At 45.1% G+C, this 21,708-nt stretch carries 17 protein-coding genes; 10 read left to right on the top strand and 7 right to left on the bottom strand.

The annotated features are described in order from the left end of the window. Positions 1–261 precede the first annotated feature (261 nt). The 5 genes from FTX54_RS02425 (at position 262) to FTX54_RS02445 (ending at position 5,886) form a co-directional block, all read left to right on the top strand. Positions 262–1,185: a carbohydrate ABC transporter permease gene (locus tag FTX54_RS02425; RefSeq protein ID WP_147803920.1), complete on the top strand. Its 924-nt coding sequence runs from the start codon at positions 262–264 to the stop codon at positions 1,183–1,185. Then, positions 1,185–2,039, top strand: a complete 855-nt coding sequence (locus tag FTX54_RS02430) for a carbohydrate ABC transporter permease (RefSeq protein ID WP_147803921.1) — start codon at positions 1,185–1,187, stop codon at positions 2,037–2,039. Before FTX54_RS02425 ends, FTX54_RS02430 begins: the two co-directional genes overlap by 1 nt. A gap of 27 nt (positions 2,040–2,066) precedes the next feature. Beyond that, positions 2,067–2,678 carry a YesL family protein gene (locus tag FTX54_RS02435; RefSeq protein ID WP_187254560.1) on the top strand — a complete coding sequence of 204 codons (612 nt, stop codon included), beginning with the start codon at positions 2,067–2,069 and terminating at the stop codon, positions 2,676–2,678. Between the two features lie 21 nt (positions 2,679–2,699). Further along, entirely contained in the window at positions 2,700–4,205 is a 1,506-nt protein-coding gene (locus FTX54_RS02440; protein ID WP_147803923.1) for an alpha-N-arabinofuranosidase, read from the top strand. Between the two features lie 91 nt (positions 4,206–4,296). Beyond that, positions 4,297–5,886: a glycoside hydrolase family 43 protein gene (locus FTX54_RS02445; protein ID WP_147803924.1), complete on the top strand. Its 1,590-nt coding sequence runs from the start codon at positions 4,297–4,299 to the stop codon at positions 5,884–5,886. Between the two features lie 827 nt (positions 5,887–6,713). Here FTX54_RS02445 and FTX54_RS02450 read toward each other — a convergent pair. Continuing rightward, positions 6,714–7,145: a ferritin-like domain-containing protein gene (locus FTX54_RS02450; RefSeq protein ID WP_147803925.1), complete on the bottom strand. Its 432-nt coding sequence runs from the start codon at positions 7,143–7,145 to the stop codon at positions 6,714–6,716. 509 nt (positions 7,146–7,654) lie between these two features. Between FTX54_RS02450 and FTX54_RS02455 the strand changes: the two genes are divergently transcribed. Both FTX54_RS02455 and FTX54_RS02460 read left to right on the top strand, forming a co-directional pair. After that, positions 7,655–9,385, top strand: coding sequence for an aromatic amino acid hydroxylase (locus tag FTX54_RS02455; RefSeq protein ID WP_147803926.1), 1,731 nt, complete (start codon positions 7,655–7,657; stop codon positions 9,383–9,385). Positions 9,386–9,750: 365 nt separating this feature from the next. Then, on the top strand, positions 9,751–10,752 hold the full coding sequence (locus FTX54_RS02460) for a DUF2382 domain-containing protein (RefSeq protein ID WP_147803927.1): 1,002 nt from the start codon (positions 9,751–9,753) through the stop codon (positions 10,750–10,752). Between the two features lie 146 nt (positions 10,753–10,898). Here FTX54_RS02460 and FTX54_RS02465 read toward each other — a convergent pair whose 3' ends face one another. Further along, positions 10,899–11,486, bottom strand: a complete 588-nt coding sequence (locus FTX54_RS02465; RefSeq protein ID WP_147803928.1) for a rhomboid family intramembrane serine protease — start codon at positions 11,484–11,486, stop codon at positions 10,899–10,901. 79 nt (positions 11,487–11,565) lie between these two features. Next, positions 11,566–12,324, bottom strand: a complete 759-nt coding sequence (gene sdhB / locus FTX54_RS02470) for a succinate dehydrogenase iron-sulfur subunit (protein WP_147803929.1) — start codon at positions 12,322–12,324, stop codon at positions 11,566–11,568. 483 nt (positions 12,325–12,807) lie between these two features. Here sdhB and FTX54_RS02475 point away from each other — a divergent pair, with 483 nt between their 5' ends. The 3 genes from FTX54_RS02475 (at position 12,808) to FTX54_RS02485 (ending at position 14,548) form a co-directional block, all read left to right on the top strand. After that, entirely contained in the window at positions 12,808–13,278 is a 471-nt protein-coding gene (locus FTX54_RS02475) for a GNAT family N-acetyltransferase (protein WP_147803930.1), read from the top strand. A 66-nt stretch (positions 13,279–13,344) separates the two neighbouring features. Then, positions 13,345–13,797 (top strand): ASCH domain-containing protein, encoded by a 453-nt coding sequence (locus FTX54_RS02480; RefSeq protein WP_147803931.1) that lies wholly within the window; start codon positions 13,345–13,347, stop codon positions 13,795–13,797. Between the two features lie 40 nt (positions 13,798–13,837). Continuing rightward, positions 13,838–14,548 (top strand): gamma-glutamyl-gamma-aminobutyrate hydrolase family protein, encoded by a 711-nt coding sequence (locus tag FTX54_RS02485; RefSeq protein ID WP_147803932.1) that lies wholly within the window; start codon positions 13,838–13,840, stop codon positions 14,546–14,548. Positions 14,549–14,766: 218 nt separating this feature from the next. On the opposite strand, the gene FTX54_RS02490 is transcribed toward FTX54_RS02485, so the two are convergent. From FTX54_RS02490 to FTX54_RS02505, 4 genes are all read right to left on the bottom strand, one after another. Further along, positions 14,767–16,224: an MDR family MFS transporter gene (locus FTX54_RS02490; protein WP_147803933.1), complete on the bottom strand. Its 1,458-nt coding sequence runs from the start codon at positions 16,222–16,224 to the stop codon at positions 14,767–14,769. Further along, positions 16,221–17,042, bottom strand: coding sequence for a TetR/AcrR family transcriptional regulator (locus FTX54_RS02495; protein WP_338485867.1), 822 nt, complete (start codon positions 17,040–17,042; stop codon positions 16,221–16,223). Before FTX54_RS02495 ends, FTX54_RS02490 begins: the two co-directional genes overlap by 4 nt. A 244-nt stretch (positions 17,043–17,286) precedes the next feature. Beyond that, entirely contained in the window at positions 17,287–18,003 is a 717-nt protein-coding gene (locus tag FTX54_RS02500) for a hypothetical protein (protein WP_246125636.1), read from the bottom strand. A gap of 557 nt (positions 18,004–18,560) precedes the next feature. Further along, the gene (locus tag FTX54_RS02505) at positions 18,561–21,083 is read right to left on the bottom strand and encodes an EAL domain-containing protein (protein WP_187254561.1); all 2,523 of its coding nucleotides are present in this window, start codon (positions 21,081–21,083) and stop codon (positions 18,561–18,563) included. Positions 21,084–21,708: the final 625 nt, after the last annotated feature.

Raw genomic sequence — 21,708 nt, forward strand, 5'->3', positions numbered from 1 at the left:
AAAACGAACTTGCGGATAAGTGCAAAATAATTTATAATTTAAAACTAAATATACGTACAAGTTTTTATGCAAAAAACTATTTTATGTGTATGTTGTATTTTTCGTTTTTCTTTGGTTATATGAAAGAGGCAGATAGTGAATTAGCTGGTCTAAGTTTATTCATTAAATTATACGCTCCGGAGGTGAGGATCTCACAGTTTGATCACAGACGACTTGGTTCTGAGTATTTATAATTTTAAAGTATAGAAGGAGGTTTTCGATATGGAAAAGGCAGTGGAAGGCACGAAAACAAAAAAACGGCGGTCTTCTATTCTTTACTCGAAAAAGGCGGCCCCGTACATCTTTGTGTCGCCGTTTATCATTTCATTTCTATTACTGTCACTTTATCCGTTCATCAGTGCCATCAATATGAGTTTTCAGAGTGTGCTTCCAGGTCAGACTGAATATATAGGGCTCTCAAATTTTGAAAGGGTTTTCAATCCGGTGTTTTTTACGGCACTTCAGAACACTACCGTTTATGTAATATGGACAGTCATCATTTTGACCATCATACCGATGATTTTTGCAGTCTTTCTGAATTCCCGGCTGATCCGCTTTACGAACTTTTTCAGGGCTGCTATCTTTATTCCGGCTTTGACCTCTGTCATTGTAGCCGGTACTATTTTCAGGATGATTTTTGGAGAATCCGATGCAGCTTTTGCAAACCAGGTCGTCCAGCTCTTAGGATTTGATGCTGTAGAATGGCGCTACGGAGCTGGAACAGCAATGTTTCTCATGGTAGCACTTGCATCCTGGAGATGGATGGGGGTAAACGTCCTTTACTACCTTGCTGCCCTTCAGAATGTCAGTAAAGATTTATATGAGGCGGCAGATATCGATGGCGCCAATATCTGGCAGAAGTTCAGAAATGTGACCTTTCCTGCGATTAAGCCTATTTTTATCTTTTTATCAACTATTACCACGATTAATGGTTTTCGGATGTTTGAGGAAAGCTTTGTATTTTTCGAAACCTCTTCTCCCGGTAATATAGGTCTGACCATTGTTGGTTATATTTATGAGGAAGGGATCCAGCGCAACGACATGGGCTTTGGAGCAGCGATCGGGATTGTCCTTCTTGCAATTATTTTTGTGGTAAGTATCGTGCAGCTTTATCTTACTGGAGCCTTTAAAAAGGAGGATGAGTGATGAAGGAGTCAAATCTTACGTCCAAAGAAAAAGCGGTCAGTGCCGGATTAATAGTCATGTTCAGTATCATATCTCTCATTGCACTTTTTCCGGTTATATCACTTGTAGTAGCCTCCTTAAGTCCTGCAACTGACTTAATGAGGTTTGGGTTGACAGCAGAACTGTTCTTCACCAATTTTGATATCGAGAATTTCCAGACGCTTTTCAGTGCTGAAGCGGGATCGTATTGGAGATGGTACGGCAATAGTTTGATTGTGTCTGGTGTTTTGATAGTTTTATCCTTGTTTTTTTCCTCGATGGTCGGGTACGCCCTTGCTTTATATGAGTTTAAGGGGAAGCGGATTATCTTTGTCCTTGTACTGCTTATTTTAATGATTCCATTTGAGATTCTAATGCTTCCTCTTTATACGATGATGATAAATCTGAGGCTGGTGGATTCCTATTTCGGCGTGATGCTTCCATTGATTGTAGCACCAATCGGTGTTTTCTTCTTTCGGCAGTACTGCCTTGGTCTTCCTAAAGAACTGATGGAATCGGGGAGAGTGGACGGATGTACAGAGTTCGGTATTTTTGCGCGGATTATGGCACCGTTAATGCTCCCTTCGTTTGCTGCAATGGCTATACTGATGGGACTGATGAGCTGGAATAACTTTCTCTGGCCGCTCGTTGTCCTGCGTTCAAGTGACATGTTTACGCTGCCTGTAGGGCTGGCTACTCTGCTTACCCCTTACGGCAACAATTATGAATTACTGTTTTCCGGGTCTGTAATGGCGATCATTCCCATCATTATTTTGTTCCTTTTCTTTCAGCGTTTCTTCATCGCCGGCCTTACATCCGGTGGAGTTAAGGGATAAGACGTATTTGAGAAGGAGGTTTTAATATTGACTGCAAAGGTGGAGGAAGCCCTACGGTTTATTAGTAAGTTTGCGTTGTTAAACGTTGTCTGGATTGGATTCAGTGTTGCAGGACTCGTCGTGTTCGGTCTTTTCCCGGCAACGTACGCCCTCTTTGTTACTGCCCGCCAGTGGGTCCGCAGCGGAAACGAAGTGCCGGTAGTGAAACCGTTCCTTACAATTTATAAAGCGAATTTCATCCGGTCCAACGTCTGCGGATGGCTGCTGCTCAGTGCAGGCGCCCTGCTGTATATGAATTATCAGGTGATCAGTCAGTCTGAGGGTGCCGTGCCGTTTCCGGTTGTCGTTGCATTTCTTTTCGTCGTCAGCCTCTACCTGCTCGTACTGGTTACCGTAGTGCCGGTCTCCGTGCACTTTCAGGAGCAGGGAGTAATGCAGACGCTGGCCAGCACGTTACGGTTTATCTTCGGACGGCTGCACATCGCTCTATTGTTTGGAGTTATTCTGTGGGGAGGCATCTATTTGTCTCTTGCCTTTCCTGCCGTCATTGTCTTTTTCTCAGGAAGTGTTCTGGCCTATATGTTGATGTGGTTTTTCGATCGTTCTATGGAAAAAATACAAGTGCAGCAGCACGCTTAATTTGAAAGGTGGCGGAGCAATATGAAAAAAGCAGGAGTCCTACTCGATAAAGGAGCAGTTATTTCAAAAGTGGATGAGAGGGTATACGGCTCGTTCATTGAACATATGGGGCGGGCTGTTTATGGAGGTATCTTTGAACCCGGGCATCCGGAAGCAGATGAACAGGGATTCCGTAAAGATGTCCTTTCTCTTATCAATCAGCTGCAGGTGCCGATTATCCGCTATCCGGGCGGGAATATGGTTTCTGCCTACAACTGGGAGGATGGTACAGGACCGAAGGAAGACCGTCCGAGAAAACTTGATCTTGCCTGGCAGGTTGTAGAAACAAATCAGTTCGGGACAAATGAATTTGCTGATTTTGCAAAGAAAGCCGGTTCAGAAGTCATGATGGCGGTCAACTTGGGGACGAGAGGGATAGATGCTGCGAGAAACCTCGTTGAATACTGCAATCACACCGGTGGATCCTACTGGAGTGATTTAAGGCAGGCACACGGTTATCCCGACCCTCACCAGATTAAAACATGGTGTCTCGGAAATGAAATGGACGGGCCCTGGCAGATTGGGCAGAAAACAGCAGAAGAGTACGGCCGGCTGGCAGCGGAAACCGGAAAAGCGATGAAGCAGGTCGATCCTTCCATTGAACTGGTGACATGCGGCAGTTCAGGGGCCGGAATGCCGACGTTCCCCGAATGGGAAGCGGTGACGATGGAACATACTTATGAAATAGCAGACTATGTCTCCCTGCATCAGTACTTCGGCAACCCGGACAACGATTCCCAGAATTACCTTGCAAGTACGATGGAACTGGAACGTTTCATTCAGACTGTCACATCTGTCTGCGACTATTTAAAAGCAAAAAAACGAAGTAAAAAAACGATGATGCTCAGCTTTGATGAGTGGAACGTATGGTATCACTCGAGTGAGCAGGATAAGAAGCTCGAACGCTGGCAGACAGCTCCTCCACAGCTTGAGGACCGCTATAATATGGAAGATGCGCTGCTTGTAGGGGGAATTCTTATCACTTTCCTGAAGCATGCGGACCGGATTAAAATGGCCTGCATGGCTCAGCTCGTTAACGTGATTGCTCCAATCGTGACGGAAAACGGAGGAGGTTCCTGGAAGCAGACGATCTATTATCCATATATGCACGCTTCTGTTTTTGGGCGCGGTGTGTCCCTTCAAGCTATCGTCTCGTCTCCTGCATTTGATACGAAAGAATTCACTGACGTTCCTTATGTTGATACAGCGGTAGTGTGGAATGAAGAAAAAGAAGAATTGGCTGTCTTTCTGCTGAACAGACATCTTGAAGAAGATGTGCTCGTCCGTTATTCCCTGAAAGATTTCACAGGATATCAGGTTACAGAGCATCTCGTGTTGGAACACGATAATCTGAAAATGGAAAATACGATAGGGGAGCAGAACGTAAAGCCTCACCGTAACGGCCAGTCGGAATGGGACGGTACGGAGCTGGAAGTGAAAGCGAACAAAGCTTCCTGGAACGTTGTCCGGCTCAAGCTGAATTCATAAAAATATGCCGGACAGCGGCTCATGGGTGCAGAATGCTGATAGGATAGAGGCATTCTGAATGGCTCAAAATCGTTAAATTAGGAGTGATTTTTTGAAGAATTCTATTCGGAATCCGGTTCTTCCCGGCTTTAATGCAGATCCATCCATCCTCAGGACAGGAGAGGACTATTATATTGCAGTATCCACTTTCGAATGGTTTCCGGGCGTCCGGATTTACCATTCCCGGGATTTGAAAAACTGGGCCTTTGCGGCAAGTCCATTAACAAGGACAACACAGCTCGACATGAAAGGAAACATGAATTCCGGAGGGGTGTGGGCACCGGATTTGAGCTTTGACGATGGGAAATATTACTTAATATATACCGATGTAAAACAGTGGCACGGCGCATATAAAGATGCACATAATTACCTTGTCACAGCTGACTCCATAGAAGGCCCTTGGTCTGACCCTGTCTACCTGAACAGCAGCGGGTTTGATCCCTCTTTGTTTCATGACGACGATGGAAGCAAGTGGCTTGTGAATATGATTTGGGATTACAGGTCCGACAGAAATTCCTTCGCGGGAATCGTACTGCAGGAGCTGGACAAAGAAACAGGCAGATTGAAAGGACAGGCCAAGACCATTTATACCGGGACAGATATCAAATTGACGGAAGGCCCGCACGTATACAAAAAAGATGGATGGTATTACCTGCTGGTCGCAGAGGGCGGCACCCGTTATGACCACGCAGAAACGGTGGCACGCTCCAGAAATCTTGATGGTCCATATGAAACAGACCCTGACTACCCGCTGTTAACTTCACGGGGTAACGAAGAACTTCCTCTGCAGAAAGCGGGGCATGCCAGTCTTGTAGAGACGCAGAATGGAGAATGGTATTTAGCCCACCTCTGCGGTCGTCCACTCAAAGATAAATACTGTACACTCGGAAGAGAGACAGCGCTCCAGAAAGTTGTCTGGACAGAAGATGGATGGCCGAGACTCGCGCAGGGAGGGCATTTCCCTGATGAATTTATTGAAGGGCCGGATCTGCCGGAAGTACCCATTCCTTCCGAGCCTGTTAGGGACAGCTTCGATGAAGGAACGCTCCGTGGGGTCTGGAATTCCCTTCGTGTTCCGCCGGACGAATCATGGTGCAGTCTTAATGCGCGGAAAGGTTCGCTTCGATTATATGGTCGTGAATCGCTATCCTCCGTCCATCAACAGTCACTGATTGCACGGAGGCAGACAGCATTTACATGCCGTTTCAATACGGAATTAACATTCTTCCCTTCGTCATTCCAGCAGAAGGCAGGGCTGGTGGTGTATTATGACACCGAAGATCACGTGTATCTCCATGTGACATATCATGAGGAAAAAGGAAGGGTGCTCCAGATCATTCGAACGATTCAGGGACAGTATGAAGAGGTGCTGCTTCCACCTCAGCGTATTCCTGCCGAAGGCCCGATTGAACTAAGCGGGAAAATAGAAAAGAATCTTCTCCGGTTTTTCTATAAACACCAGAATTCGGCTGACTGGACTCCAATAGGGAACTGGATGGATACGACACATATGTCGGATGACTCTGCTGAAGATGTACGTTTCACAGGAACTTTCGTTGGAATGGCCTGCCAGGATTACAACGGAGAAAGTCTGCCTGCCGATTTTAATTATTTTGAATATGAAACGTTTGAAGAGAAATAGATGGCACCAGTGAAAAGAGTATTTTTGATATTGAATCAATTTCATAAGCCGCTGTAAGAAAGGGATTTCCGAACATGGGGAATGATTTCCACTTCAGACAGACGCTTTCCGCGGGGCTCGTCTTCATTCCGCCGGAGCTGACGTCTGCTGTTTCAATCATCCGATTTTATATACGAATATTCAAACTATAAATTGATAAAACGTTTGTTAGAATAACTTGAAAAGTATATTATGAAATTGATTCATTTTATTAATGGGGAAAAGCTTTAGAGAATTTTTGCGTATAAAAAAGGCTTCAGGAAAATCCTGAAGCCTTTTTAAGCTGTTTATAAAGTGTATTTTTATAGGTATACAGTTCGCTGCTTCCGCCTTCCGGGGGGACGCTTTCCGGGCGGGCCGGCCTCAGCTAATTTCTTCCGCCTGCATGTTGGAAGAAATGGATCTTCAGCTCGTCCTTGATCGCCTCGGAGTCGCCCCCCTGCGGCTGCAGCAGAGAGATAAAAAGAAGTTCTTCATTTTAAAAAACCACGACTATTCAGGCCGTTTTCTTCCATAAAAAATTTCTTTTCCTCCGTAATGTCCGGTGGAGACGCCGATGGGATGTGGAGCGCAGTTAAAACACCCTTTTCCATGTCCATGACATGGAAAACAGCGGAAGACCAGCCCCACGCAGACTTCTGCCGGGAAGAGAAGGAGAGACATAGACCATAAATAGTCTGAAATGATGACTTAATCAACACTTTGAAAAGGCTTCAGGAAAATCCTGAAGCCTTTTCGAATACCAGTGCAGAAGAACCCCGCTTTTTAAAAGCGGGGTTCTTCTGGAATTACAGCCGGCTGTCCTGAAGGAGCCGTCCGATTTCTTCTTTATGACCGGTTTCATCGGTAATAAAGTCTTCCAGTTTCACGACAAGCTCGGTCAGATTCAGTTCATCTGCCTGTTTTTTACGTTTTTCATAGCGTTCAATTGTCTCAATTTCCGCCTGCTGAGCCTGTTCGAGCAGGTCTCTTACTTCCGTCACCTGTTCAACTTTTGCCGGTGTCGTTGTCGGTGTGCCGCCGAGCGTCTTAATTTTTTCAGATAAATAAAGAGCGTGCGTGCTTTCGTCAGCGACTTCACTTTCAAAAAACGGTTTAAGAACCGAACGGAAAAGTCCGGAAACAACCGAAGCGTTGTACGTGTACATAATTATTGCGGCATATTCGTTCGCGAGATCTTCATTTAATCCATCAATAAGTTCCTGCATTTTTTGATCCATAACGTCTATCCCTTCCTTTCTAGTAATAACTGCCTACATAGTATGTTTTCCACAATGAAAAATCCTTAAACATGCAGAAGGGAAATATTCGCAGCAAAAGTAGAAAACATCCTTTCTAAAAAGCGCTGTTTAAGCATTCGTGATTGATTGGTTTAAAGCACTTTGCTTCAGCTCTTCCGTGCAGGAGATCCCCTGGGAGAATAAGGACGAATATCCGTTTAGAAAGGTGGGAAGGAGGGATCAGCTGAGGCTGGACATGAGCCCTGCGGAAAAGAATAATGGCATGCAGTATATAATCGCTGTTTTATTTTCAAGTCCGTCTTAATTAAATAGCTGCTGTAAACTTAGATAAGGCGTATTTTTTCCGCATTTTCTTCTATTTAGTGAAACGAAATAATTGACGGAAATCCTGCCACATGCGAAAATAAAGAAGTTAACGCTTTATTTAGGTGAAGCGTTATTGTGCTGTCGTAATATGAAAGCGATTACATAAAAAGGAGGTCATGTTGATGGCCAAAAAAATTCCCGCCCATCTGCGTCAATATACGGTGAAGCAGAATTACGCAAGCTATACACCGATTAACCATGCCGTCTGGCGGTACGTGATGCGTCAAAACCACGAAACGCTGAAAGATTTAGCTCACGAAGCGTATACCGACGGGCTGAAAGCATCCGGTATTTCGATTGAGCAGATCCCCGACGTTGCAGAAATGAATGAGAAACTCGGACAATTCGGTCTCGGTGCAGCTACGATCGATGGCTTTATTCCAGGGGTGGCATTTTTTGATTTCCAATCACACGGGATTCTGCCGGTTGTTGCAGAAATCAGAAAGCTGGAAAACATTCAGTACACCCCCGCGCCGGATATGCTTCACGAAGCGGCCGGACACGCGCCGATCCTTGCAGACCAAACTTATGCTTCTTACGTAAAAAGGTTTGGGGAAATCGGAAAAAAAGCGATTGCCACAAAAGAAGAGCATGATGTTTTCGAAGCGGTACGGGCGTATTCGAATCTGCTTGAAAAAGGAAGTGCGACCGGGGAGCAGCTTGCCGAAGCACAGCAGGAGATTGCTGCAAGAGAAGCCCTCGTAAAAGGGGAGTCGGAGGCAGAGCTGATCGGCAGACTCTACTGGTGGACCGTGGAATATGGCTTGATCGGTACAGTGGAAAATCCGAAAATCTATGGCGCAGGGCTTCTTTCCTCTGTGGAAGAAGGAGGAAATATCCTTGATCCCAAAGTGAAGAAAATTCCTTATGACGTTGAGAAAGTGGTGCGGACTGGCTTTGATATTACAAAACCACAGCCGCAGCTGTTTGTATGCCGCACCTTCGAAGAACTTATGGAAGGACTGGAGGAGTTTGCAGATACGATGGCTTTTCGAAAGGGCGGCGCAGAGAGCGTCGATAAAGCGGCAGCTTCAGGAAACACGGCTACTATTGAATTTTCCTCGGGGCTTCAGGTGTCAGGCATCTGGAACGAAAGCAGGAAAGACGCTGAAGGGAATGTGATTTATCTGCAGTCAAAGGCCCCGACCGCACTTGCTTATGGAGAGGTGGAACTGCCTGAACACAGCAAAACTGTTCATGCAGACGGCTACGGGACTCCTGCCGGGCGGCTGGCAGACGGTACCGCTTTAGAGGAGCTTTCCGTCGAAGAGATCAAGGCTCTCGGCTTAAAAGAGGGGGAGGACACCGAACTGAGGTTTGCTTCCGGAATTACAGTAAGCGGGAAAGTGGAGAAGGTTCTTTTCCGGGATGGACGTCCGATTCTCGTGCAGTGGAAAAATACACTCGTGACAAACGGGGAAATACGGCTGTTTGAACCGGAATGGGGAGATTATGATATGGCGGTCGGCGCAGAAGTGGTTTCTGTTTATGCAGGCGCCGCAGACGGAGAAGCCTATTACGGCGAAGACCTTCCCGCGCAGTCGGATCTCGCCCACGAACAGGATGAAACGATGCTCGATTCTTTGTACGGGCGGGTAAGAGAAGTAAGAAACCAGATGCCGGCAGATACAGTAAGACAGCTGGTAAACATATACGAAGAGCTGAAAGAATATCCGGATGACTGGCTCCTGCGCCTTGAGATCGTGGAGATTTTGGAAGAAGTACGAGGGGCGGACGACTTTCTTCAGCTTATTAAAAACGAACTTGAAACGCTCCAGGAAACGAAAAAAGAGTACCGGAAGCTGATCGCGAACGGACTGAAAGCAGCGGAAAAGATTTCCCTGAAGAAGTAGCCTTTCGTTTCTACTAAAACGACTGGGTTACTGGCGTGACCGGTTGACATTAATCTTAGACCGGACTTAAAAGAGTCATCATTCAAAAACTGTTTCTTCCGTTGAAGAAGCAGTTTTTTTCTTGGTTATTCTCCCGGTTTCAGGAAGTAGACGAGCCGGCAGGAAAGCCCCTGACTTTCATTATTTACCGCATTAATTCACATTTCGATCAGGATTTTTCAGGATTATAAATCAATATATGGAAAAATAAACATACTTTTTAACTGTTTATAATAAATACTTCCGATTATAGTTTCAGTCTGGAACGGTTGGGAATACATTGTGTATCAGCGGACGGAAAGATAAAATTATAGGAGGACACTTTCATGAGTAATAAAGTAGTTGGTGTTTATGAAACAGAAGCAGAAGTTGTGGAAGCTGTTAACAGAGTGAAACAGGAAGGATATACACCGGAAAGCATTTCTATTCTGGCAAACGAACATCAGGAGACTGCTTTGATCAAGCGGGAAACAGATGTCGATATAGAAACCCGCCATCAAGGGGAAGAAGGGAAAGAGGAAGGTCCGGGTCTGTTGGAAAAGGTAAAAGCCGCCTTTACCGGCAATGGGCCTGAGGAAACCGATTCTTCTGATTATAAATCCAGGCTGAAAGACCTTGGGTTATCCGATTCGGAAGTGGAAAAACAGGAATTAAACATTAAGAACGGGAAAATTGTCGTTCTGGCTCCTGATATTAAACCAGGCAGACATCCTGATGATACAGCCGCAGGCGCTGGAATTGGAACAGAACCTGCAGATTCACATTCCAGCGCTTCCTCAGACCTGAAAGCGCCGGGTCTGGATGACAGCCCGTATGCAAAAGAAGAAGAAGTAGAAACTCCTCTCCGCGGAGAAGGGACGCATCGTGCTGGAGATCCTTTAAAAGATCCAAACAAGGCTGAAACGTTACATGGAACCTCATCCAGATCAGGAGAAAAAACAGACGAAGAGCAGAAGGTTCGTCTTTGGGAGGAAGACCTGGAAGTGGAGAAAGAAGAAGTTCAGGCAGGAGAAGCACATGTAAAAAAGACCGTGCATGAAGAAACGAAGAACGTGGAAGTCCCCGTTTCACGTGAAGAGCTGCACGTGGAAAGAAGGCCTGTATCCGGTGAAGAGGCTCATCAGGGAGCGGAAGGAGAATTTAAAGAGGAAGAAATCCACATTCCTTTAAAAGAAGAAAAAGTAGAAGTCACGAAAAAGCCTGTAGTGAAAGAAGAAGTGAAAATCAGAAAGGATAAAGTGGAAGAAACGGAACATGCTGCTGAGGAAGTAAAGCGGGAACAGCTTGACATCAGTGAGGATAAACGGGATGACTCTGACCGCCGCTGACAGCAGGACGGTCGCAAATTTTAAATGGTTTTAGAAGAAAACGATTATTCAGCATAAAGACCCTTAAGAGAAGAAATTTTCTCTAGAGGGTCTTTTAAATTTACAGCGGGAAGACTTTTTCTTAAGTGATGTAAAATACTTATCTGTTAATTGACGAATTGATTTTTATATAAATATCCATACGCAAGCCCTGCTGCTATACCGACGGCGTGTGCAGGTCCCCCAATCGAAACGGAGGGGCTAAATAAAGTGATCATGGCATTTGCAGCGAACAAAGCGATGAGCCAGTATTTTGCCTTCGATTGTAAAACCTTTGCATCAGTCTGAAGAAAAGTAAAAGCTGCCACTAATCCAAAAGCTGCCGCAGATGCTCCGACTGTTGGGACAGAAGGATTCCAGCCGACGAGCGGTGCCGTTAACAGGATGGACAGACTGCCGAAAAACCCACAAATAAAATAAGTGAAAAGGACAGTTTTCACATTGGTTATTCTTTCCAGCCGGATACCGAATACGATGACGAGAAACATGTTAAGGAGAAGATGGATAGAAAGCTCGTGGGAAAAGAAAACGGTAAGTAACGTCCACGGCCTGTTTATCATGATGCTTATATCCGGGTAAAGGAGAAAAGCTTCAGCGGCCCACGAGAAATTATTTAAAAGGATAAAAAAGAGAATATTTGCAGAGATGATGGCTAAGGTACCATAGGCAGCAGAAAAATAATTCTCTCCATTCATTTCATCAAACTCCCTGCTCGATATAATCGTGGGCGAGGAGAGGGAAGCCCCCCCTCCTGCCTGATTTTAGTGAAAAGCATTAATCATCACTGCCGAAAAAATCGCGGAAAGACTGAATCGTCATATCGCGGTTAAGTGCGGCGATGGATGTTGTAATTGGAATATTTTTCGGACAGGATTCTACACAGTTTTGTGAATTTCCACAATCCTGCAGTCCACCTTCGCCCATAAGAGCACGCAGACGTTCCCCTTTATGCATTTTTCCTGTAGGATGTGCATTAAAAAGCCGGGGCTGAATAGCTGCGGCTGGTCCTATAAATTTGGACTGATCGTTAACATTCGGGCAGGCTTCCAGGCAGACGCCGCAGGTCATACATTTCGAGAGTTCATATGCCCACCGCCGCTTGTTTTCAGCCATACGCGGACCGGGACCAAGGTCATGGGTGCCGTCAATGGGGATCCAGGCTTTCACTTTTTTCAAGGACTCAAACATTTGACTGCGGTCCACGATGAGGTCACGGACGACAGGAAATGTTTTCATCGGTGCCAGATGGATCGGTTGATCCAGTTTGTCAATCAGTGATGCGCACGACTGCTCGGCCCAGCCGTTGATTACCATCGAACAGGCTCCGCATACTTCTTCTAAACAGCTCATGTCCCAGGCAACGGGAGTGGTTTTCTCTCCCTCGGCTGTGACGGGATTCTCACGGATTTTCATTAAGGCACTGATGACATTCATATTCGGCCGATAGGGAATATCAAAGGTTTCGGTATACGACGGGGCTTCCGGATGATCTCGTCTTGTGATAACTAAACGTACATGCCGATCTGCATCCACAGCAGTTCACTCCTCTCTATCTGAAATTTGAATCCAAAATAGGAGTTTCAGAGAGACATAGAAAAGGCAGGCAGCTGCTATCTAAGGAAGAGCAGCTGGAAACGCAGGCAGTTTTAATCGGGAGAACGGGCGGGGTTGTCGTGCAGCCAAAAATGATATGAAGAAAAGGGTTCACTTAATTGTAATTTATCATGAATTTCCAAAATTATGAATACTGTAAAAGTCTTGAGTTCCGTAAACCTTATTCATTTATTAAACGGGAACCTCTGTATTTTGTCCCTTTTACACAGCGGCCCTTCTGTTTGGCGAAAAGACCCGTGAAACTGGACGATCGTCAGGTGTCGATCTAATTAATATCAGATATAATGAGAGACAGGAAATATAAGTGATAGCATGAGGAATAATGAGCAGTTACATAGTCTTTTCCAGAAAGCCAGCCGTCAGCTGAACGTATAAATACTATCCACCCGGGAGGTATCTTTTATGTCTATTACGTTCCACCTGCTGCAGAACAACGATTTCGGCCTGGATCAGATAAGGAAATTGAACGAGCTTTATGCGGAAGCTTTTGAAGAAGAAGAGATGTACAGAGGAAATAAACCGTCGGATCTCTACCTTAAGAAGCTGCTTTCCAAAGAAGGTATCATCGTCTGTACAGCCACATCCGGTGAGCAGGTGGTCGGCGGACTCACGGCATACACCATGGATAAACTGGAAGAGGAAACCCTCGAAATGTACGTGTATGATCTCGCCGTCGATGCCCGGTTCCGAAGGCGGAAAATTGCCACGCGTCTGCTGGAACTTCTTCTGGAAGAAGCGAAGCGTCTCGATGCTTCCGCCGTTTTCATTCAGGCAGAACAGGACGACGCCCCCGCTGTTGCCCTGTATGAATCGATGGGAGAGAGGGAAACAGCGTATCATTATGATATTTATTTGAAGAAGAAAGAAAAGTAATATAAGCTGCAGAAGATCTTTATAAAATGACATCAGACTATACCGCATAGAAAAGAGGACGTCACTATGAACGAAGGATCCATCTCCCGCATGTGGGAGGACTATAAGAAAAATAACCCGGACGCGCCGGATACGTACGAAGCGTGGGCTTTCGGCGACTCCAAAGAAATGGCCGATGAACTTGCGGAGCTCGTGAAAAGCGGCACCAAAACTGCAACGGCATCCAATTATTCGCTGTACGGTGACGACGAGCCGCTCCCGTACAGCGGGATGCACAATATCGTTCTGGACGGCGAGGGAACAGCCGCGGCGGTCATCGTTACGACGACCGTCGATATCGTTCCTTTCGATGAAGTGACGGAAGAACATGCCTGGCTGGAAGGGGAGGGAGAGCGGACGCTTGCTCAATGGCGCCGGGATCACGAAGCCTTTTTCAAAAGAGAGTTTGCAGAAAGCAGGGAAGACTTCCACGAGAAAATGCCTGTCGTCTGCGAACGGTTTAAGCTCGTTTATAAATAAGGGATCCGGAAAAACAAACGCAGAAGGAGAGAGGCAGACGATGGAAAAACCGATGATAGGGGTACTGCCTCTGTATGACAAAGAAAAAGAAAGCTACTGGATGCTGCCGGGATACATGAAAGGCATTGAAGCAGCGGGCGGCATTCCGGTCATGCTGCCGCTGACGACGGATACGGACATCCTCGAAAAAACGGCCCGCATGTTCGACGGGTTTCTTTTTACCGGAGGCCAGGATGTGAGCCCGACTTTCTACGGAGAAAAAATCGGAGAAGCATGCGGGGAAACGTGCATGGAGCGGGACAGGATGGAGGCGGTTCTATTTGAAATAGTGAATGAACTCGACAAGCCCGTTTTCGGAATCTGCCGCGCTCTGCAGCTGTTTAATGTGCTGCTCGGAGGCACGCTGTATCAGGACCTTCCCAGCGGACGGAAAACCAGCCTGATCGAGCATAAACAGAAACCGCCCTATGCAACGCCTGTGCACGAAGTGACAATCGAAGTAAATACGCTGCTCGGGAAGATTCTCCAGGAAAAGAAAATTGACGTGAACAGCTATCATCACCAGGGAATTAAGAAGAAAGCGGAAAAACTGCAGCCGGCGGCCTATGCGGCTGACGGGCTCATGGAAGCTGCCGTGATGCCGGACCAGTCTTTTAATCTGGCCGTGCAGTGGCACCCGGAGTTCAGTTACGAAAAGGACAAACAGAGCGTCAGGCTGTTTCAGGCGTTTGTTGACGCGTGCCGGAAGTAAATATCAATTTTTGCTTGTTTTGTATCGTACTTAGATTCTTGTCTGAACAGGTAATACGATTTTCAGCAGATGAAGAAACTGTAAATAGTTTCTGAGAAGCTGAGGCAGGCTAGCCCCCGGAAGGCGGAAGCAGCGAACCATATACCAATGCATAAAAAATACTTTATAACAGTCTGAAAACCGGCGGGAAATCTTCCGCCGGTTTAAACATGTTTCCTTTATGCTCCTGCTTTTTCTTCTATTATCTGCTCTTCCTGTTTCGGAGATTTTAATAAGAGACTGAGGCCGAGAGCTATGAAAGCAAGAATTGTGCTTCCCATAAAGCCCCACTGGAAGCCGTTTACTTCTGAAAGCAAGGCAGCAGTGTCTGCGGTCACACTTTCTCCGGGGGCATACACCTGGGAGCCGACAGCTACAAAGGTAATCAGCAGCGCCGTTCCGATGGAGGCCGAAATCTGCTGAAGCGTATTAGCCATGGCCGAACCGTGCGCGTACCATTTTTCCGGGATCTGATTAAGTGCCGAAGTCATAACAGGCATGAGCGTAAGAGACAGCCCGAACATACGGATAGCATAGACTGTTGTTAAGAAAGCAAAAGACATATCGAGCGAGAGGCTGGTAAACATAAAAGTAGTTATCGTAACGATCGTTAAGCCTGGAATGGCGAGAACTTTTGCTCCGTATTTATCAAACAGTGCGCCTGCGACCGGCGACATTATTCCGATAACTACAGCACCGGGAAGAAGCATCAATCCCGATTCGAGAGGAGTAAAGCCTAATACATTCTGTACAAACAGAGGCAGCATCGTTTCCGCTCCAATTAAGGATACCATCGCCACCAGTGTGATCCCGATAGAGAGGGTGAAGACAGGGAATTTAAAGATGCGAAATTCCAGAATCGGGCGATCGAGCCGCAGCTGCCTGCGGACAAAAAATCCGATAATAACGGCCCCGATAATTACCATTGATACGACTGTTAAACTTGTAAAACCTTCCTTGGAAGCGACGCCGAAACCGTAGAGAAACGCTCCGAAACCGGCTGTGGACATTACGATGGAAGGAATATCAATCTTTGGCCTGCTCAGCTGCGTAACGTTCTGCATAAACAGGAATGCTACGAGAATCGTTACTGCTACTAACGGCAGTAATGCAATGAAAAGCGAACGCCACGGAAAGAATTCAAGGAGTACTCCGGAAAGGGTGGGCCCGATCGCCGGACCAAATGCAATGACTATTCCGAGAAGACCCATGGCTCTTCCGCGTTTTTCTACCGGAATGACGATTAGCAGCACTGTCATAAGCAGGGGAAGCATAATTCCGGATCCCGAGGCCTGTACGACGCGAGCTAAAAGCAGCATCGTGAAACTTTGAGAAAGGGCTGCAATGAGCGTGCCTGTGCCAAATAAAATTATCGCGGTTAAAAACAGCCGCCGCGTAGTGAAGCGTTCAATTAAGAAAGCGGAAATGGGGATCATAATCCCGTTGACCATTAAAAATACGGTCGTCAGCCACTGCACTTCCCCCTGGGTGATTCCGAAAACTTCCTGAATCGTCGGGAGGGCGGTGGCGAGGAGCGTCTCATTTGTAATTCCCATAAAGGCTCCAAGTAAAAGGGCACCGATCATGGCTGTTTTTTGTTTTTTCGTAATATCTGCTGGTTTTCTTATCTCACTCATTGCTGTTCCCCTTTCCATGCTGCCCATTTGATACGCAGAGCGGTCACTTCACTTGTAAATGTCGTTTTATCTTCGAGGTATTTCAATAAAGCATCTGCAATAACGGGCCGCGGTGATTCCGTTTCCCACTCCTTAAGAATTAATGCGGTTATTTCCAATGAGTCTTCTTCCTGCATTTTTTGCTGTAAGGCAAGTAATTCCTTTCGAAGCTGAGGGAGGGTGATGGACGCTGTCTGCAGGGGAGGGAGGACGGAAGCGATCGTTCCCTCTTTGTTTACTACAGCCTGCAGAGCCTCGACTATAAACCGGCTCAAAATATCGATAGGAAGGTCCTGATTCCGCCAGATCATCAGGCGGAGGTAGCCATGAATCATGCCGTCGGCCAGGACGAGAAGATCTTCGCCCATTTTCCGCCCTTTTTCTCCAAAAGCTTCGAGAATAGCTTCTTTCCGCCATTGAAATAAATGATCATGCTGCTCTTCCAAATAAGTTACGACCGAACTGCTGCTGCCCGGAGGAAAGGCCAGAGTTAATTCGAAGATAAACGAACGATAGGAAACGGCCTGTGTGAACTCTTTTTGAATGCGCAGCTGCAGCTTTTCCAACGCATTTCTCCCCGCCGGCACCGGAGCAAAAAGTTCTTCGTAATATTTTTCCAGTAAAGCAAGAATCATTTCTTCCTTGGAATGAAAATACTTATAAAAGGCGCCTTTGGAAATGCCGCAGGCGGAAGTGATATTTTCAATGGAAGTGTTATGCATTCCCTGTTTTTGAAACAAAGCGGCTGCCTGCTCCAGAAGGTTTTCTTTTCGGGAAATAAAGCATCAGCTCCTTATATGACTGTTCGGTCATTATTAGTAAATGAATAGTCAAAAAAACATCTTATCACTTCTTTTTTGTAAGTACAAGCATTTAAACAGAATAAAACCTGAAGCTTAATTCATGTTAAACACACAGCAAAAGGCATGGAGAGTAATGGTTCTCCATGCCCTGATCTGCTTTTTAAAATGGGGAAGCCTATCTGTTTCATTTCGTCTGCCTGTTTGCAGGTTTCCACACATTCTACCATTCGAAAAAGAACTTCAGCGACATAGTGATTGTTGAGTAGATGAGCACCGCGCCGGCAAATGTCGGGAAGTGGGTTTCTTCATCACTCGGCAGTTCGTGCTTGAAGACGTTAAAAATCATAGCTCCCGCCACGAAAGCGAAGATGATGGATTTTAAAAGAGGGGTTAAGTTTACTGTCAGAGCGAATATCCAGCCTGCCACAATCCCTGCTCCGAGAACATACCTCCCGTATTTATTATATTCATACGGGAATTCCCGCCACAGGTCATGGGCTACCGCAATAAAATGAAGGCCGATCGCAAAACAGTAGAATAAAGCCTGAATACCGGAGACTTCGAACGATAAGACTACGAAGGAGACAAGCGCATTGTATAAAGCATAAAACGCAACAGCCGACCAGAAGGATGATATATGAGAGACATAGTTCTGCCGGATCAGAATCTGAATGCCAAGAAACACGACGACCCCGATGAGGCCGACAAAATAAATTTCAGATTCCATCGCTAAATGCAGATAAGGATCCGCAATATTCGTCTGTTCCGCATGCAGTGTAGGGAGGAGGTAGACAAATATATAAGAAACGGCAAGCCCTCCGGAGAATGAAAACCACTTCTTCCGCTTTACTTTTTCAGAAGGAATAAAGGCATTCGCCAGAAAGTGAATCGCGATAAAAACGACTCCAACGAGATATGGAATAAGTGCTGTCATCATAAACAATCCTTTCGTCGGCCATAAGGACGGTTTTAAGGTGAAATACTAACTTTAATTATCTTATTATATAGTTTATCAGTGAAACAGGGGGAAAAACATGACGTGATTCATACTGTGCAGGAAATTTCCGGAGCAGCATCGCAGGAGGGAGACATGTTTTCGTAAAAATTAAGCCGGCTGAATATTAGAGGACGGGAAAGCATGTCTCTCTTCAGAAGAGCGTCTTGGATTCTTTCTTTTTAGTTTTGATTTCAGCTTTGATAAAGTCTGTTGTTAATAAATGCAGTTAACACCGCTTCCGCCGCCCGCCCGGAAATCTTCCGTTACCACTTCGACACTTTATTTTCAAAGCAGCCCGACGAAAAAGCTGAGTACACATTAAAATGTATGCTCAGCTTGATGATGGATTATTTTGAATTTGCTTTCTTTCCCGGCTTCCCAGGAAGCAAAGGTGCGAATGATCGTTTTTTGTCAAATGTTTTCCGAGTAAAAAAGAAGTGAAGCTAAAATGTCCTGCAGAATTCTCATTTCCGATAACTCTCTATCAGGAGTATTATTTAACGCTGACTCAAATCAGCAGATTCACATGCAGTCAACATTTGAGTAAAGGAACTGGCAGTACACGGTTTATGAATAAAGTACCCCTGGGCTGAGTCGCACGTTTCCTCTTTTAAAAAGATCAATTGTTCCTCTGTTTCTACTCCTTCGGCAATAACTTTCATACCCAGGCTCTGTCCGAGGGAGATAATCGAGCGGGCAATTGAAGCGTTCACTTTGTCTTCATGGACATTCGTCAAAAAGGACTGGTCTATTTTCAAAAAATCGACAGGAAAATTTTTTAAGTAGCTTAACGAGCAGAATCCAGTACCGAAATCATCAATTGAAATATGAATCCCCAATGCTTTTAACTGCTGCAGCTTTTCAAACGTTTCTGTGATATCACGCATAATACCGCTTTCCGTTAATTCAAGTTCCAGCCATTCTGCCTCAAGTCCCGAAACGTGTAATGCACGTTTGACCTGGTCTACTAAGTTTACCTGCTGAAACTGCCGGGCAGATAAATTAACGCTCATTATCATAGGAGGATATCCTTGCTCCTGCCATGCTTTATTTTGGTTACATGCCGTTTGCAGTACCCATTCTCCGATCGGAACAACCAGACCCGTCTCTTCTGCTAACGGGATAAAGGTGGAAGGGGAGATCAGGCCGTTTTCACCATCCGGCATACGTATAAGCGCTTCAGCACCATCAATTTTTCCCGTCTTCAGATTCATTTTCGCCTGATAGTGAAGAAGGAATTCATTATTCGTTAAACATTTCCTCATCGCCTCTTCGATAACCATTTTTTCAAGGACTTTTTCATTCATGGACGATGCAAACCATTGAAACATATTTCGGCCTTGTTCTTTCGACCGGTACATCGCGATATCGGCGTTTTTAATTAAAGTATTACTGCTCGTACCATCCTCAGGGAAGAGGCTGACACCGATACTAATACTCAGGTTGAACATTTGTCCTTCTACATGAAAAGGGAGAAGCATGCTGTTTTGTAAATTCCGGCAGATGGCAGCCACTTCCTCTGTTGAAGTCGCAAGCGGTAAAAGTAAAATAAATTCATCTCCGCCCAGACGCGCTAAGGTGCTGCTCATATCAATTTTTTGTTTTAATCGCGAAGTAACTTCTTTTAATATAATGTCACCAGCATTATGACCTAAAGAATCATTAATTATTTTAAATCGATCCAGGTCAATCATCATCACTGCTAAATGCTTACCATCCTGAGCTCTATCTTTTAAACTTTCATTCAATCGTAAATGAAATAACCGACGATTCGGCAGAGCGGTAAGTGTGTCATAATAGGCCATTTTTTCAATTTGCTTTTCGGCTTCTCTGCGGTCTGTTACATCTCTTTGCAGACCAATATAATGCTCCACTCTGCCCTCCGTATCAAATAAAGGAGTTAATTGTAATTCGTTCCAAAAGGAGGCGCCGTTTTTTCGATAGTTTAATATTTCCGCAGTAATAGGTTTACCATTTAGGATGGCCTCTCTTATTTTTCGAACGGTTGCGGGATCGGTTTCTTCTCCCTGCAGTAATCTGCAGTTAAGGCCTAGTACTTCTGCCGGGGTATAACCGGTCACTTCATAAAAGTGCGGATTGGCATAGATAATGGGATGGCCGTGCTCCGCACTTGTAATGACGATGCTTGCGCTCATATTCTCTACAGAACTCGATAGTAATTTGTTTCTATTGGGTTTTTCCTTTAAAGAAACTCCGCGTACGCTATAATCTGTTGTATCCCGAATGATCGCGAGGGCTGCCTGTTGTCCCTTAAAGAAAACAGGGGCAGCTTTCACTTCTACATCAAGGGTTTTCCCATCGGACCGGTAAAAAGACTCCCGCATAAAATAAGTATTCTCCAGCGAATTGCTTCCGGAAACCAGCATCATATTTTTGAAATCCTGAGGACGTTTTACATGGACAAAATCAAAGATGTTTTTTCCGGTTAATAAACCGCTCTCTTCGCTCCCAAGCAACTTAGCTCCTTCATTGTTCGAATAAAGAATAGTGGCTTCATCCAAGAGGAAAATAGCTTCGGGCAATAAATTTGTTAATTGTTTGAAGAGTTTTTCCTGTTGTACCAGTTCCTTGAGAGAATGAGATAAATTATTTGTTAATTCCACCTGTTTTAACACGGTTTTTACCTTTTGCGGAATTAGATCTAACAGATTTTCATCTTTCATAATCCAGCCGGATGCACCTGCTGCCATCATACTGCCGGCATTCCGGACATTTGTATTTTCCTTCATCAGAATAAAGGGGACAGCTGACTGGTTGGAAGCTAAAATCTCAATAAGTTCTTTTCCATTCATATCAGTGAGGAAATAATCCAATACAAGAAGACAGTCTTTCTTTTCTTCTACCTGCTCGATGGTTTCTACACCACTCGATACACCACTGACGGAAAAACCGGCGTTTTTCAGTTCTTTCTGAATTCGTTTATTTAATTCCAGATCTTTCTGTACGACGATGACATGATGACGTTGATTACCGATTGGTTCCAGTTCATTATTGATCACGTTCATCTCTCCTCGTCTTAAACGTTTGATGAAACATAACTCCACTTTAAAGTTAAGCATTGTAATGATGAGGTGGGTATCTCAGAAGCTTGTGGTATTTTTTAGCTGTTCGAAAACTTTATAACTGTACAGCAGATTCTCAGCTTCTGCTTTTCATCTTAAATCTGATTAAAAAGCGGTCCCGGACGGCGGGTATTTCAAACAGCTGATTTGTTCACTATAGAGTAAATATTAACGTCTATTTGAAAACTCTGCGTTCCAATGTGTATTGAAATATTTATTATTCATCTTGCATAATCATACCATACTTTTCCAATAAGTGGTATAAATTTTACTTCTTTTGTCCTATTTTTCGTTGAAATTTTGTCCTGTTGTTAATGTTTTCACCAAGAATTTATAAAAAAGCTGTGTTGAAGTCTGTTTTTGATAAATATAGAAAACTTAGCTTAGCCCTCCCATGGAGGAGATTTCCGGGTGGGCTGCGGCCTGCGAATTCACAAATCTACTTCTTCCCCGGGCACGTTTCCGCTTCGTTTTGAAGAACCTGCTTCTTTCTTAGAAGGAAGAGATGGCTTCGTATTTCTACCGTAAGCTGGAGGGCACATGGGGCACTCCGGGGCGATAG

This window comes from Alkalicoccus halolimnae (genome assembly GCF_008014775.2).
Taxonomy (GTDB): domain Bacteria; phylum Bacillota; class Bacilli; order Bacillales; family Salisediminibacteriaceae; genus Alkalicoccus; species Alkalicoccus halolimnae.